Origin of the sequence: Leisingera sp. SS27 (assembly GCF_028368855.1) — a bacterium.
Classification (GTDB): domain Bacteria; phylum Pseudomonadota; class Alphaproteobacteria; order Rhodobacterales; family Rhodobacteraceae; genus Leisingera.
In genome coordinates this window covers 79371-93218 of the sequence record NZ_JAQNCY010000014.1, presented here as the reverse complement: position 1 = coordinate 93218, position 13848 = coordinate 79371, and the positions used below count along the sequence as shown (strand labels likewise).

The 13848-nt window shown below is 67.4% G+C and carries 9 protein-coding genes; 2 read left to right on the top strand and 7 right to left on the bottom strand.

The genetic code is table 11. The features are described from left to right. Positions 1–57: 57 nt before the first annotated feature. Entirely contained in the window at positions 58–1374 is a 1317-nt protein-coding gene (locus N6L27_RS20670) for a UDP-glucose dehydrogenase family protein (protein ID WP_271909325.1), read from the top strand. A 127-nt stretch (positions 1375–1501) separates the two neighbouring features. Here N6L27_RS20670 and N6L27_RS20665 read toward each other — a convergent pair whose 3' ends face one another. Together N6L27_RS20665 and N6L27_RS20660 are read right to left on the bottom strand one after the other, a co-directional pair. After that, positions 1502–2683 carry a ParB/RepB/Spo0J family partition protein gene (locus N6L27_RS20665; RefSeq protein WP_271909324.1) on the bottom strand — a complete coding sequence of 394 codons (1182 nt, stop codon included), beginning with the start codon at positions 2681–2683 and terminating at the stop codon, positions 1502–1504. A gap of 60 nt (positions 2684–2743) precedes the next feature. Continuing rightward, entirely contained in the window at positions 2744–4153 is a 1410-nt protein-coding gene (locus tag N6L27_RS20660; protein ID WP_271909323.1) for an AAA family ATPase, read from the bottom strand. Between the two features lie 485 nt (positions 4154–4638). On the opposite strand from N6L27_RS20660, the gene N6L27_RS20655 reads away from it, so the two are divergent. After that, a complete protein-coding gene (locus N6L27_RS20655) occupies positions 4639–5661 on the top strand; it encodes a replication initiator protein A (protein WP_271909322.1) in 1023 nt (340 codons plus the stop codon). A 416-nt stretch (positions 5662–6077) separates the two neighbouring features. Here N6L27_RS20655 and N6L27_RS20650 read toward each other — a convergent pair whose 3' ends face one another. The 5 genes from N6L27_RS20650 to N6L27_RS20630 all read right to left on the bottom strand — a co-directional run bounded on the left by N6L27_RS20650 (position 6078) and on the right by N6L27_RS20630 (position 13670). Further along, a complete protein-coding gene (locus N6L27_RS20650) occupies positions 6078–7493 on the bottom strand; it encodes an HlyD family type I secretion periplasmic adaptor subunit (RefSeq protein ID WP_271909321.1) in 1416 nt (471 codons plus the stop codon). Next, a complete protein-coding gene (locus tag N6L27_RS20645) occupies positions 7490–9202 on the bottom strand; it encodes a type I secretion system permease/ATPase (RefSeq protein WP_442915809.1) in 1713 nt (570 codons plus the stop codon). Before N6L27_RS20645 ends, N6L27_RS20650 begins: the two co-directional genes overlap by 4 nt. Before the next feature lie 223 nt (positions 9203–9425). Next, the gene (locus N6L27_RS20640) at positions 9426–11750 is read right to left on the bottom strand and encodes a calcium-binding protein (RefSeq protein ID WP_271909319.1); all 2325 of its coding nucleotides are present in this window, start codon (positions 11748–11750) and stop codon (positions 9426–9428) included. Positions 11751–11952: 202 nt separating this feature from the next. Further along, positions 11953–12669, bottom strand: coding sequence for a hypothetical protein (locus N6L27_RS20635; protein WP_271909318.1), 717 nt, complete (start codon positions 12667–12669; stop codon positions 11953–11955). Next, positions 12666–13670, bottom strand: coding sequence for a helix-turn-helix transcriptional regulator (locus N6L27_RS20630; RefSeq protein WP_271909344.1), 1005 nt, complete (start codon positions 13668–13670; stop codon positions 12666–12668). Before N6L27_RS20630 ends, N6L27_RS20635 begins: the two co-directional genes overlap by 4 nt. Positions 13671–13848 lie beyond the last annotated feature (178 nt).

Sequence of the window (13848 nt, the reverse complement as noted above, 5' to 3'; positions counted from 1 at the left end):
CATAACAAGGGCGGCCGCAAAGCCGCCGCCAAAAGGGGATTGGGGAAAGGGCATTCCATGCGCATTGCGATGATTGGCACCGGCTATGTCGGACTGGTGTCCGGCGTCTGCTTTTCGGATTTCGGCCATGATGTGGTCTGTGTCGACAAGGACGGCGGCAAGATCGCGCGGCTGAACCGGGGCGAGGTGCCGATCTACGAGCCGGGCCTCGATCAGCTGATGGAGAAGAACGTGAAGGCGGGGCGGCTCAGCTTCACCGATGACCTGCCGGCGGCGGTGGACGGCGCCGAGGCGGTGTTCATCGCGGTCGGCACCCCGACCCGGCGCGGCGACGGCCATGCGGATCTGACCTATGTGATGGCGGCGGCGGAGGAGATCGCCGGGGCGCTGACCGGCTATGCGGTGGTGGTGACCAAATCCACTGTGCCGGTGGGCACCAACCGGCAGGTGAAACAGGTGATCGCCAAGGCCAATCCCAAGGCGGAGTTCGATGTCGCCTCCAACCCGGAGTTCCTGCGCGAAGGCGCCGCGATCGAGGATTTCATGAAACCCGACCGGGTGGTGGTCGGCGTCCAGAACGACCGCGCGGCAGAGGTGATGGCAGAGATCTACCGCCCGCTGTATCTGCGTGACTTCCCGATCCTGACCACCGACCTGGAATCGGCCGAGCTGACCAAATACGCGGCCAATGCGTTCCTGGCCGCCAAGATCACCTTCATCAATGAAATCGCGGGCCTCTGCGAGCGGGTGGGGGCGGACGTCAAGGAGGTCTCCCGCGGCATCGGCTTTGACGGGCGGATCGGCAACAAGTTCCTGCATGCAGGGCCGGGCTATGGCGGGTCTTGTTTCCCCAAGGACACCGCGGCGCTGGCGCGGATCGGCCAGGACCATGCCTTCCCCTTGCGCATCACGGAAACGGTGATGCGGGTGAATGACGAGGTGAAGCACCGGATGGTGGAGAAGCTGCGCGATGCCTGCGAGGGGTCCTTCAACGGCAAGACCATTGCCGTCCTCGGCGTCACCTTCAAACCCAATACCGATGACATGCGCGACGCGCCAAGCCTGACCATCGTGCCCGCCCTCGTGGGCGGCGGCGCCAAGGTGCGGGTGGTGGACCCGCAGGGCCGGTCCGAGGGCGAGGCGCTCCTGCCCGGGGTCAAATGGGAGGAGGATCCCTATATGGCGGCGAGACAAGCCGACCTGGTGGTGCTCCTGACGGAATGGAACGAGTTCCGGGCGCTAGATCTCCAGAAGCTGGCCCGCAAGATGCAGACCCCGCGGATGGCGGACCTGCGCAATATCTACTCAGCGAAATCCGCCAGACGGGCCGGTTTCGAGACGTACATCTCGGTGGGGCGGGGGGAGGCAAAATAGGTCCGGACCGGACCAAATGTTTCGCGCGCGAAACATTTGGTCAATCGTGCTGACCTAATATCAGGCTCTAACAAGGGATGAAAATGGGCGCGGTTTCCGCGCCCTTTGCTGTTTGTTCAGGCTCTGATCAGAACTTTTTCAGCCAGGCTTCCAACTCCTTGACCAGGGCGGCACTGACGGCCTCGCCGCTGATCTCGATCTTCTGCTCGCTGGGGGTATAGGCCAGCCGCACGCCGCGGGGGGCGGGCAGGTTGATCCGCTCGCCCGGCATGGCCGCGTCCCAGTCGCCGGCGCCGCGCACCCGCGGGGCGCTGACCAGCGGCGGCACCAGGGGCCGGGAATGTTCCGCATCCCGGCCGGCATTCCGCTCCTTCGCCTGCGCTGCCAGTTGTTCCAGGGTCGGCGGGGCAGGGGGCATATCAGGCTCTAACTTGGGCATTTCAGCCGTCTGCCCCTCCACCAGACGGGTCAGCACCGCCAGCTCCGCCTCCGGGGTGGAACGGTCGGCGGCCTGCAGCGCCTGTTTTGCGCGTTCCGCAAACCCCGCATCCGCCTCGATCTCCCGCACCAGCGCCAGGCCCAGCTTCTCGCTGATCGCGGTGGGGTAGAACAGCACCGCATCCAGGGCTTCCACAAGGGTGACGAAGCTGCCGATCTTGGAACGCTTGGCGCGGGTGGCATTGCCGAACAGCGCCTGCAGCGCGTATTTGCGGCGGGTAAAGACGCCCTCCTTATAAGCCCGCACCGCGATCCGGGCGCGCTCGTAATGCGACAGGTTCACCCGGATCTCGTTTTCCTCGACCATCGCCACATAAGCGCCTTCGGCGCTGTCCGGCTTGATCACCAGCGCCTTCAGTGTGGCGAATTGCGGGTCTGATGTTTCTTCATAGAGCCTGCGAAGCGCGGTCAGGCGGCGCCAGCCGGAGATCAGGCCATGGGTGCGCCCGCCGAATGTATCCTCCAGCGGCACGACCTCTGCCGGGGTCTGCTGGCCGCGGGCGCGGATCGAGTCCATCAGCGATTGCAGCTCTTCCTCGTCCTGCTCGATGCGGTCGCGCACCAGGTGGTTCTCGTCGATCGCCGCCAGCGGCAGCTCCTCGATCATCAGCCCCTTGGCGCGGGCGTTTTCCAAGACGCCCGACAGTTCCTGCAGCGCCGCCTGGGCGGACGCATCCGAGGCCACCTGGGCAATCGGCGCGGCCCCCACACTGGCCCCCACGCTGGAGGGTGTGCCAAGCGCGGGCCTGCCGGCAGGCGCCGCTGTCAGGTAATCGCTTTGCGCCGGGGAAAGCCGTTTGCGTTTTGCCATGGTCCTCGTGCCTCTTTCCGGGTGGGGCGGTCAGACTACCCCAAATCTCTTGTTAGGGCCTTAGCCCGCCGCGCGCTGTTCGGCCTCATCCTGCAACACCTCGCGCCGCCAGACGCCGATCAGCAGCTTCTTGAAGGCGGCATAGGTCTCGTCAAAGGTCTCGCGGCCGCGGGCATAGGTCTCGCGGTTGAAGTCGCGGTAGTCGGCCTCGTAGATGCCGCTCACCTGCTCTCCCGCTTGACCGATCAGCGCGGTGAAATCCTGTTTATGGGGGGAGAGCACCCGGCCCATATAGGCCTGCATCAGCGCCGCCAGCTCGCCCTGCTGGGCGCCGTCGTAGCGGGTGATGACGGCGCGCACCGCGTCCCATTCGAAAGAGATGCCCGGCCGGCCGAGCGCGCGGGCCGCCAGGTTCTCGCCCTCCTCGATGGAGGCGAAGGTCGAATGCAGCATGTCGAAGAAACGCCCGGTGGAATCGAACTCCAGGAACGACGCGCCCATCGGCACCAGCAGGATGTCGGCTGCGGACAGCCCGTTGATGGTCAGGTAGCCAAGCGCCGGGGGCGTGTCGATGAAGATCACATCGTATTGGTCCAAGACCCCGTCGGCCTCCAGCCGCTCCGTCAGCGCATCCCACAGTTTCCAGCTGCGCGCCGCCATCCGCCAGACCGGGATCTGGAACTCCGCCCAGTAGAGGTTCAGCTGGGCGCCGATCAGGTCGATGTTGGGCCAGTGGGTGTCCTGGATCACGTCCTGCGCCGTCATCTCCATCGCCGCATCCAGCGCCTCGTCCAGCGGCTGCGGGGCGTCGCCGCGGTCGAGCCGGCGCTGGTTCTCCAGCCGCAGATGCTCACCGTAGTGGCGCGCCAGCAGCGGGAAGGCGGTCTGCCATTCATCCTCCACCTTGCCGCCGAAGATCGAGGTCATGGAGCCTTGGCTGTCCAGATCAATGACCAGCACCTTGTAGCCGTCGAGCGCTGCCGACATCGCCAGATGGGCGGCAGTGGAGGTCTTGCCGACGCCGCCCTTGAAGTTCGCCACGGCGACCATCTTGGCGGGCAGGCCTTGGGGGCGGTAGGGGGTGTAGTCCTTGGCCTTGGAGCCCTGGGCGGCGAAGAAGGCGCGCAGGCGCAGCACCTCATCCAGGGTGAACCACTTGGCGCCGCCTTCGGTCTCACTGCGGCCCTGGGGCAGATCGGGGTTGGCCTTCAGCACCCGGCGGAAATGGGCCTGGGCGACGGGGATCAGGTAGCGGGTGATCTCCCAGGTGGAGAACAGGCGCAGCTCCTTGCGGCCTTCCTCGTTCATGCCGCGGCTGGCGAGGTCAGCGCGCCCTTGCGCGCAGGCGCTTGCGATCTCGGCAAAGCCCGCGGTGCTGGTGGGGTTGTCCAGCTCCGCCAATGCGGCGTCCGGGTCGATGCTGAAATAGGGAGGGAGGCTTGCGTTCGCCTTGTGGATATCTCTGGCCATGAGAGTGCTGCCTGCTGTCGATGGGCCTTTTTGGCCCCGTCCTGTGAAGTACTGCTGTTATAACTCTGCAGCCCTGATGTGCTGCCTTTTTGCCAGAATACCCAAAAACACGGCACATGGAAGAAAAATGCGCATCCCCTTTGGTTTTTCTAAGCAAATCCGGGGTTTGCGGCAGGGGAAAGCGGGGGTGTTTCAGAGCGTGCAAAAAAATCTGCCCTGTTAAATATGGGTTATTTATTAGTTACAGGGGCGGGACGAGTCGCGCAAAGCCCTTTTTTCATGGGTGATCGGGGCAGATTCCGGGAGAGGGATGACTCTGAAACCCCGTTGAAATGACTCCGAACCCCCGATCCAACGATTCCGAACCCCCGTTGCGGCAGGGTGTGGATAACCCTAGGGTGAGTGTAATCAAAACCACGATAAAACGAGTCGCGGACCGGGGCAGAAGATTCCGGCGGACGGCTGAGCAGACGGCGGACAGGCAGATGGCAGCAGAGCTGACGGCGGGGGGAATCCCTCCGGAAGGGCAGGGGGATTTCTTCCTCTGCGATATCTTCGGGGCGATCCCCAAGAACGACCTGGCGTCGATGGAGCATCCACTGTTCTCGCTTGGCACACGGCCGGACCGGCGGATTCTGAACTACCAGCACAACGGCGCCGAGATCACCGTGACGCCTTCCGTGAAGGGGCTGGCGACGATCCACGACAAGGACATCCTGATCTTCTGCATCAGCCAGCTGATGGCGGCGCTGAATGCCGGCCGCCAGGTGAGCCGGGTGCTGCACCTGAAGGCGCATGACCTCTTGGTCGCCTGCAACCGGGAAACCTCCGGCGATGCCTACCGGCGGCTGCGCGAGGCGTTTGAGCGGCTGGCGGGCACCCGCATCACCACCAATATCGTGACCGGCGGGCAGGAGGTCACCACCGGTTTCGGCCTCATCGAGAAATGGGAGATCGTGCGCAAGGCGCCGGCGGGCAAGAAGGGCGCGGGCAAGATGGTCAGCGTGGCGGTGACGCTTTCGGACTGGCTCTACCGGGCGGTGCTGTCGAAATCGGTGCTGACGCTTTCGCGCGATTACTTCCGGCTCAGGAAACCGCTGGAGCGGCGGATTTATGAATTGGCGCGCAAGCATTGCGGGCGGCAGAACAGCTGGCAGGTCTCGGTGGAGACCCTGCTGAAGAAATCCGGCTCGGCGTCACCGCGCCGGGTGTTCCGCAAGATGATCCGCGACATGATTGAGGCGCAGCCCCTGCCCGATTACGCGCTGGAGGAGCTGGAGGGCGATGTGATCCGGTTCTCCCAGAAGGCGGCGGTGACCGAGGCGGTGCTGAATGCGCCCAGCCTGAAGCCCGCGACGCTGGAGGAGGCGCGCGCGCTGATCCCGGGCGCGGATGCCTATGCGCTGGAGGCGGAATGGCGCGCCATGTGGGTGCGGTCCGGCGCGCCGCGCCTGCGGATGCCGGATGCGGCGTTTCTGGGCTGGGTCCGCAAACGCGCCGCGGAATAGGCGGCGGGCGGCCCCCCCTGGCCCTCCTTGGGCCTGCGGGGTTTCATCTTTCCATAAATACTCATTTTGCCGGGGGCCGCAGGCCGCCGCCCTTGCCTGGACAGCGGGCCTTTCGCCTTCCTGAAAAGGTCAGCATGATTGACCAAATGTTTCGCGCGCGAAACATTCGGTCCGGTCCGGACTTATTCTGCGAAGGTGCTTGCGGGCGGCGGGGCAGGGGAGGGATTAACAGGCCCGCGCCCGGCCTTGCGGCGGGTGCGGGCCTGGCAGGCAGCCGGCCCTTCCCCCCTGGGCTGCTGCCTTGTCTCAAAGCTGGCTCAAAGCTGTCTCAAAGGTGTCTCCCCCGGTGTCTCAGCCTGTGCCTCAGCCTGTGTCTCCCCCTGTGTTTCAGCCCCGCCTTGCGCGGGCCCCCGGTCTCAGCCGCTGCCTTCCTTGAGGGCGCCGGACATGCTTTGCAGCACCGGGCTGATCAGATAATCGGCCAGGGTCTGGCGGCCAGTCTCGATCATCGCCTGGGCCGGCATGCCGGGCAGCGCCCTGACGTTGGGCAGGGCGGCAAGCTCGGCCTCATCGATGCGGATATGCACCGGGTAATAAGGCTGGCCGCCAGCCGTGTCGGTGGTGCTGCCGGCCGCGACCATCACCACCTCGCCCCGGACCGGCGGGGTGGAGCGGAAGCTGTAGGCGGTCAGCTGCACCCGCGCCTGGCTGCCCATTGCAACCTCGTCGATATCGGCCACCGCGACCTTGGTTTCCACCAGGAGGCCGGTGTCTGCGGGCATCAGCTCCAGGATGGTCTGGCCGGGGTCCACCACCTGGCCCAGGGTGTTGATCGCCAGCCCGACCACCCGGCCGTCCTGCGGCGCATGGATGGTCAGCCGTTCGGCCACGTCGCCGATCGCATCCAGCCGCTGGCGCAGGTCCAGGATCTGCTCCTGCACCTCCTGGCTTTCGGCGGCGATCCGGGCCGCCCGGTCGCGCCCGGCCTGCAGCTGCCGCTCCTTCATCTCGCCGATCCGCTCCAGCACGTTGCCGCGGTCGCTTTCCAGCGCGCCGAGGGTGCCCAGCAGGCCGCTCTGCTGCATCTGCCGGTCGCTGATCCGCGCCTTCGGCACCAGCCCCTTCTCATAGAGGCCGGAGAGATCCGCCAGTTCCGCCTGCACCAGCTCCAGCTGTTCCTCGGTGGCGGTGATGCGGGCATCGCGGCCTTCAAGCTGGTCGCCCAGCTGGCTGATGCGGGTGCGGATGATTTCCATCTGGCCCTGATAAAGCGCCCGGTTGGAGGCCAGCAGGTCGTGCTGCACTGCCACCAGCTGCGCCAGGTCCGGCGCCCGGGCGGTGAGCGCCTGCAGTTCCGCCCCCGGCTGCAGCGTGCCGCTGTCCGCCAGTTCGGCCTGCAGCCGCGCCTGCTGTGCCAGAAGGCTGGCCAGCTGGCCGTTCAGGATCGCCAGCTGCGCCTGCACCCGGCGGCCGTCGAGCCGGGCAATCACCGCGCCGGCGCTGACCCGCTGGCCCTCGGCCACGTTCAGCTCGCGCAGGATGCCGCCTTCCAGATGCTGCACCGCCAGCCGGTCGCCGGCCACGTTGAACTCGCCGGGCGCCACCACCGCGCTGGTCAGCTCGGCCTGGGTGGCCCAGAACACCAGGCCGCCGAACAGGCCGAAGCCGCAGACCGCCATCCACAGCACCAGCTGGCGCACCCGGGTCGGCGGCCGTTTGGGCAGCGGCACATCCTGGCCGGCAAGGGCCGGCATCTGGTCGCGGAAGCCGCCCTGCGCCGGTGTGCGGGCGGTCCCGGCGGCGCTGCGGGTCTCATTGTCCAGCAGGTTCATGCGCTTGCTCCCCGTGTGTCTGTGCCCTGTGTGTCCGCTCCCTGGCCCGGGCCGCCCTGGCTGTTGCGGTGGCGGAAGGGAGCGATTTTAGGGTCGTCGGAATGCGCCTGTGGCCGGGCCAGCGGCTGCGCCGCCGCCTCGATCACGTGGCGGGCCTCGCCGAAGCGGATGACGCGGCCCTCCTGCAGGAGCGCCGCATGGCTGACCCGGCGCAAGAGGCTGAGCCGGTGGGTCACCGCCACCACGGTGGCGCCGCGGGCGCAGGCTTCCTCGATGGCGGTGGCCAGCGCCTCTTCGCCCTCGGGGTCGAGATTGGCGTTGGGTTCATCCAGCACAATCAGCTTGCGGCCGCCGAAGAAGGCGCGCGCCAGGCCGATGCGCTGGCGCTGGCCGGCGGACAGGAACTCGCCGCGCGGGCCCACTTCGGCGTTGTAGCCGCCGGGCAGCGCCAGGATCATTTCATGCACCTGGGCCAGCTTGGCGGCGGCCACCACGTCGGAGGGCCGCGCGCCCGGGTCCATCAGGGCGATGTTTTCCGCCACCGTGCCCTGGAACAGTTCGACCCGCTGCGGCAGGAAGCCGACATACTGGCCGATCTGCGCCGGATCCCAGTCGGTGAGCGCGGCATCGTCGATGCGGATATGGCCGCGCACCAGCGGCTGCAGGCCTGCCAGCGCATGGGCCAATGTGGTCTTGCCCGCCCCGGAGGGGCCGATCAGCCCCAGCGACTGGCCCGGTTTCAGGTCAAAGGAGATGTCCAGCAGCAGCGGATCCGGGCGGCCCGGCAGCACCACGGTGGCGCCTTCCACCGAGATCCGGCCTTCCGGCTCGGGCAGTTCCAGCCGCTCCGGCGCGTCATCGAGATGGGCCAGGAACTGGTTGAGCCGCGCCTGCGCGCCGCGCGCGGTCAGAAAGGCGCGCCAGCCGGCAATCGACTGCTCCACCGGCGCCGCGGCACGGCCCAGCAGGATCGAGGCGGCAATCATCAGCCCCGGGGTCAGCTCATTGTTGATCACCAGCACCACGCCGACGGCCAGAACCGCGATCTGCAGCCCCATGCGCACCGCCTTGGCCAGCGAGGTGATCAGCGCCACCCGGTCGGTGGCGAGGGTGTTGAACACCAATGCCGAAAACGCCTTGAGCTGCCAGCGCGCAATCAGCGGCGCGGTCTTGCCCATGGCGTGAATGAGGCCTGCGTTCTGCATCATTTCCGACACCGCGGCATTGGTCTCGGCGGCCTGTTTGCCGGCCTCCTCCGCCGGTTCGCGGGCGGCCATTTCATTGAGCAGCGCCAGGGCGAACAAGAGCGCGATGCCGGTCAGCGCCACCAGGCCCAGAACCGGGCTGAACATAAAGATCAGCGCCAGGAAAATCACCGACCAGGGCGCGTCGAGCAGTGCCAGGAACAGCGGGCTGGTGACAAAGCCGCGCAGATCCTGGATGTCGCGGATGGGCTCTGCGCGGGCCAGCCCCGGCGGCATCCGGCCGCCGATCATGCCGCCCAGCACGGCGGGGCTGAGCCGCGCCTCGAGCCGGGACCCGAGCCGCGCCACCAGGCGCTGGCGGATCATGTCGAAGAGAAAGAAGAACACCAGCGCGATACAGGCGCCGGTGGTCAGGGCTATCAGGGTTGGAATGCTGCCCGAGGCCATGACCCGGGCAAACAGTTGCAGCATGTAGAGCGGCGCTGTCAGGATGAGAAGGTTCACAAAGATGCTTGCTGTGAAGATGGCGGCAAGCACGCCCCGTTGACCGTCAAAAACCCGTCTTACCTTCATTGTCGTAGCCCCCCGGCTGCACGCGTTGAAGTTATGAATTCTGGAGAACAGCGCCCTGGTCCAAGGATGCAATCCTTGGCCGGGGACCAAATCGCTGTCCTGAACCAGGGCTGGACGGGCCCGGGGTTGCCCCCGGGCCCGCCGTTCCTATGGCTCAGAGAGCGTGACCCCAGATGTTGGAGTAGCTGTCGTCAAAGCCGTTGTCGGACGTCAGCACCCGGATCGCCTCGTAGGAGCCCGCATCGCCGGTGGTCACGGCATTGATGCCGACGCCGCCGATCGGGATGGCGTCCTGGCCCAGCGAGGTGAACGGTGCGGCATTGCCGGTCAGGCCGAGGATGTCGACGCTGGAGCCGCCCACCGAGATGTTGGTGTCGGTGCCGTCGTCGGTCACGGTGGCCGCCGCATTCAGGGCGCCGAAGGCATCCTGTGCAGAGGTGCCGAGGCCGGCGCCGGTATTGGTGACACGGTACAGCAGCACATCGTGGTCCTGATCGATGTCGAAGTCTGTGAAGGTGTCGCTGCCGTCGTTGGAGGCAAAGGTGGCACCATCCCAGGTCAGGTCGATGATGAAGACATCCTTGCCGTTGCCGCCGGCCATGATGTCGTCGCCTTCGCCGCCCTTCAGGTAGTCGTTGCCGTTGCCGGCGCCGCCATAGAGACGGTCGTCGCCGGTGCCGCCATCCAGGAAGTCGTTGCCGCGGCCGCCGTCCAGACGGTCGTTGCCTTCCTCGCCATAGAGGCAGTCAGCGCCGTTGCCGCCGTTCAGGTAGTCGTTGTGGCGTCCGCCTTCCAGCACGTCGTTGCCGTTGCCGCCCCAGAGCTGGTCGCGGCCGTCGTTGCCGTCCAGGAAGTCGTCGCCGTTCTGGCCGCAGAGCGTGTCGTTGCCGTTGCCGCCGGACGCGACGTCATCGCCATCCCAGCCCTTGATCAGGTCATCGCCGTTGCCGCCGAACATTTTGTCGTCGCCGGTGCCGCCGAAGATGCTGTCATCGCCATTCTGGCCGAACAGGTAGTCGTCATCTGCGCCGCCGTAGATCTTGTCGTCGCCGATGTCGCCCTTGATGGTGTCGCGGCCTGCATCGCCATAGAGGCAGTCGTCATCGGCATCGCCATCGATGAAGTCGTTGCCGTTGCCGCCGCGGATGCTGTCGTTGCCGTCGCCGCCATGCAGGTGGTCGCCGCCGCGCTCGCCGTAGATGACGTCGTGGCCGCCTTCGCCGAACACGGTGTCATTGCCGGAGCCGCCGCGGATCACGTCGTTGCCGTCCGGGCCGTAATCGACCGGCTCGTAGCAGTCCGGGCAATCGACCGGCTTCAGGCCGTTATTGGCATGCAGCGCCTGGACATCGCCGCCGTCATCGTCGTCGCAGCAGCTCCAGTCGATTTTATACTTGTGGTAGTAATCGCCCAGATTGTAGCTGCGGTCGCCGAAGATCAGGTCTCCCTGCGCGCCGCCTTCCAGCACGTCGTTGCCGGAGCCGCCGCGCATGGTGTCGCGCCCGGCGCCGCCGTTGACGTCGTCGTTGCCGGAGCCGCCGCCCATCAGGTCGTTGCCGCGGCCGCCCTGCATCAGGTCGTCGTCCTGCTCGCCGAACATGGTGTCGTTGCCGCCCTGGCCGTCCATGGTGTCGTTGCCGGTGCCGCCGAGCATGCAGTCATCGCCATCGACCTGCTGGGTCTTGTTGCCGGTGCCGCTGTCGGAGCCGAAGTCCAGATCATCGTTCTGCGAGGCGCGTTCGTCGCCGAACATCTCGTCATCGCCGGAGCCGCCGATCACCAGGTCGTCGCCGAGGCCGCCGGCCATCCGGTCGTTGCCGCCCTGGCCGTTCATCCGGTCATCGCCGCCGCGGCCGTACATGGTGTCGTCGCCGTCCGCGCGGGTCTCGCCGGACTGGCCCATGTCGCCCCACATCCAGTCGTCGCCGCCTTCGCCGTCCATGCAGTCGTCGCCGAGCTCGCCATAGAGGTAGTCGCCGTCGTCGCCGTCGGTCTCGTCGCCGTCGCCGTCATCGCCGAAGATGTGGTCGTCGCCGTTGCCGCCGAACACGGTGTCCTGCTCGGCGCCGCCCAGCAGGGTGTCATTGCCGTTCTCGCCGTCGATGTAATCGCAGCCTTCCTCGCCGTCGATCCAGTCGTCTCCGTCATCGGTCTGGCCGGTGGTGTTGCCGCCGAACAGCCAGTCGTTGCCGGTGCCGCCGAGAATGGCGTCGTCGCCGCCGCGGCCTTCGATGTAGTCCTGGCCTTCCTCGCCGTGCAGCCGGTTGTTGCGGTCGTTGCCGTAGACCGCGTCATCGCCGTTGCCGGCCTGGGCGTTGTCGGCGGCGTTGTGGTCGTTGAGATCGATCACATTGCCGTCGGTGCCGCCATGCTCCCAGGCGCCGTTGTTGTAATTGGGATCGAACTTGTCATCGCTGAATTCGATTTCGCAGTCCGGGTTGCAGACTTGCCAGTCGGTATTTCCGGTTGGAGTACCCATGGTAACTTTCCTCCTCGTTAACGGTGCGGGGCGGGGCAGCAGAAGGCTGCCCGGGTCCGTGCCCCTGCCAGGGCCGCGGTTGTGGATCCTGATCCGGATCCGGCGGCGGCTGGCGCGAAAAAGGCAGCGTGGTGCCTTCTAAGGGTATTGCAGCGCATCCGCGCCGCAGCCGATGCCCCCAAATGGGGACAAAATACGCATGTCAGAAGGCGGGCAGCGGCCAGCCTGCAAGGGCGGCGAGATCCGCCGCCGCTGCCAGAAGCGGCGCGTGCCAGACGATCCCTGCCGCCAGCGCCGCTGCCGCCAGGGCCAGCGCCGCCAGCACGCTGCGCCAGCGGCGGCGCGGCTTCGGGGCGGCTGCGGCCAGCGCCTCAGCCAGCGCCGCCTTCAGCACCGGTTCGAATTCGATCCTGAGCGCGCCTTCCATCCGGTTCACCGCCTCCTCCAGCTGGTCGATGCGGGCGGTCAGCGCGGCGCGGTCGGCCGCGGCCTTCTGCGCAGCCTGCGCGCCCAGCCCCTCGTTGAGGGTGGCGAACAGCCCGACGATGCGCTTGTGCAGCTCCACCAGGTCGGCCTGGGCCGCCAGCGGCACCTCGCCCTCGCGCAGCACATTGGCGATCTGCGCCAGCACCGCGGCGCTCAGCCGCGGCGGCTGCACCGGCGCGTCCTGAGGGCTTGCATCCTGAGGGGATGCGTCCTGAGGGGGTGCGTCCTGGGAAGGGGCCGATCGGGCCTGCGGGCCCGCGGTGCCGCGGGCGCCTGCGGGCTGCGGCGGCACCGGAGCCGCCTGCTCCACCGGGTCCACAGGGTCCTGTGCGGCCTGCGGCTGCGCGCCCTGTGCCGGACGGTCCTGCGCAGTGGCCGGCGCAGCCGGGGCGGGCGGGCCCTGAAAGGGCGCATCAAGCGACAAAGTGTTCATGACGCTCTCCCCACCGAGGCCTGCCAGGTCAGCCGCTGCGCCATCTCGGCGCGGCCCGGGGCCTGCAGCTTGGCCAGCACCCGCTTGGCGTAGGTGTTGAAGGTCTGCTCCTTGAGGCCTGCGATATGCGCCGCCTCGCGGTTGGACAGCCCCAGCTGAATGAGCGCCGCCACCCGGGCCTCGGCCGGCGACAGGCCCATCTTCTGGGCCAGCATCTCGATGCGGCGGCGGTCAGGCTGGCGCGGCAGGATCGCCACCACCAGCGGCTGATCGGCGCCGCAGCGGTAGCGGGTCAGCGAGACCGGCAGCCGCATGCCGCTCTTGCGGTCCTCCAGGAACAGGATCAGCTCGCGCGGGGGCTGGCCGGGCCGGCCGGAGGCGGAGGCGCCGCCGCGGCGGGCGCGGGCGCATTCGGCGACGGCGGCGTAAAAGCCTGCGGTCTCGCCCGGGCGGGCGCAGCAGAGGCGGCCGGAGCGGTCGCTCAGCAGGTCGCCGCCATCCAGCATGTCGCGCCCCGATTCATTGCAGTGCAGCAGCTGCCCTTCGGCGTTGAGCACCAGCACCGCGCTGTCGGTCTTCTTGGAGACGGTCCACAGAAGCGCGCTGGTCACCGCGGCCTGGGTTTCGCCGGTCAGTTCGCGCAGGGCATCCTCGCGCAGCACCGGCCAGATCGCCTGCAGGATATCGCCGCAATGGCTGTCATGCGGGCCGCCGCCGAGCTGCAGCGCGATCAGATCCTCGCTGCCGTCCTCGAAGGCGCAGGAAAACAGCGCCCAGCCGCGCCCCGCGGCCAGATCCCGGGCCAGGTCCGGGTCAAGATGCTGCGGCAGCCGGGCCGCCAGCGCCTGCGCCGCGGCACCGCCCGGGCGCCGCCGCTGCAATGTCCGGGCCGCGCCCGGATGCAGCTGGCGCCGCAGCGCGGCCGCCGCGGTGCCGGATCCGGCGGCCCCCAGGGCCGCATCACTGGTCAGCACAGGTGCCTTGCGGTGTCCCGGCTGCACCAGCGCCAATTGTGTCAGAGAAGATATTTGCCTTTGCAGAGCCTTAGAAAACAATAACCTGTCCGTTCGGGAAACGGACGTACCCAACATAACCATGTTGCCCCCCGGCATGACATAATGAATGTCTTGAGGGTAGCACGCCGGCTGCAGGGTCAAACCGGGCAGAGGGGGTACGCCG

Excerpts from the sequence above, each read along its gene's own strand:
- N6L27_RS20670 (WP_271909325.1), top strand. The coding sequence starts at position 58 with ATGCGCATTGCGATGATTGGCACCGGCTATGTCGGACTGGTGTCCGGC.
- N6L27_RS20665 (WP_271909324.1), bottom strand. The coding sequence starts at position 2,683 with ATGGCAAAACGCAAACGGCTTTCCCCGGCGCAAAGCGATTACCTGACA.
- N6L27_RS20660 (WP_271909323.1), bottom strand. The coding sequence starts at position 4,153 with ATGGCCAGAGATATCCACAAGGCGAACGCAAGCCTCCCTCCCTATTTC.
- N6L27_RS20655 (WP_271909322.1), top strand. The coding sequence starts at position 4,639 with ATGGCAGCAGAGCTGACGGCGGGGGGAATCCCTCCGGAAGGGCAGGGG.
- N6L27_RS20650 (WP_271909321.1), bottom strand. The coding sequence starts at position 7,493 with ATGAACCTGCTGGACAATGAGACCCGCAGCGCCGCCGGGACCGCCCGC.
- N6L27_RS20640 (WP_271909319.1), bottom strand. The coding sequence starts at position 11,750 with ATGGGTACTCCAACCGGAAATACCGACTGGCAAGTCTGCAACCCGGAC.
- N6L27_RS20635 (WP_271909318.1), bottom strand. The coding sequence starts at position 12,669 with ATGAACACTTTGTCGCTTGATGCGCCCTTTCAGGGCCCGCCCGCCCCG.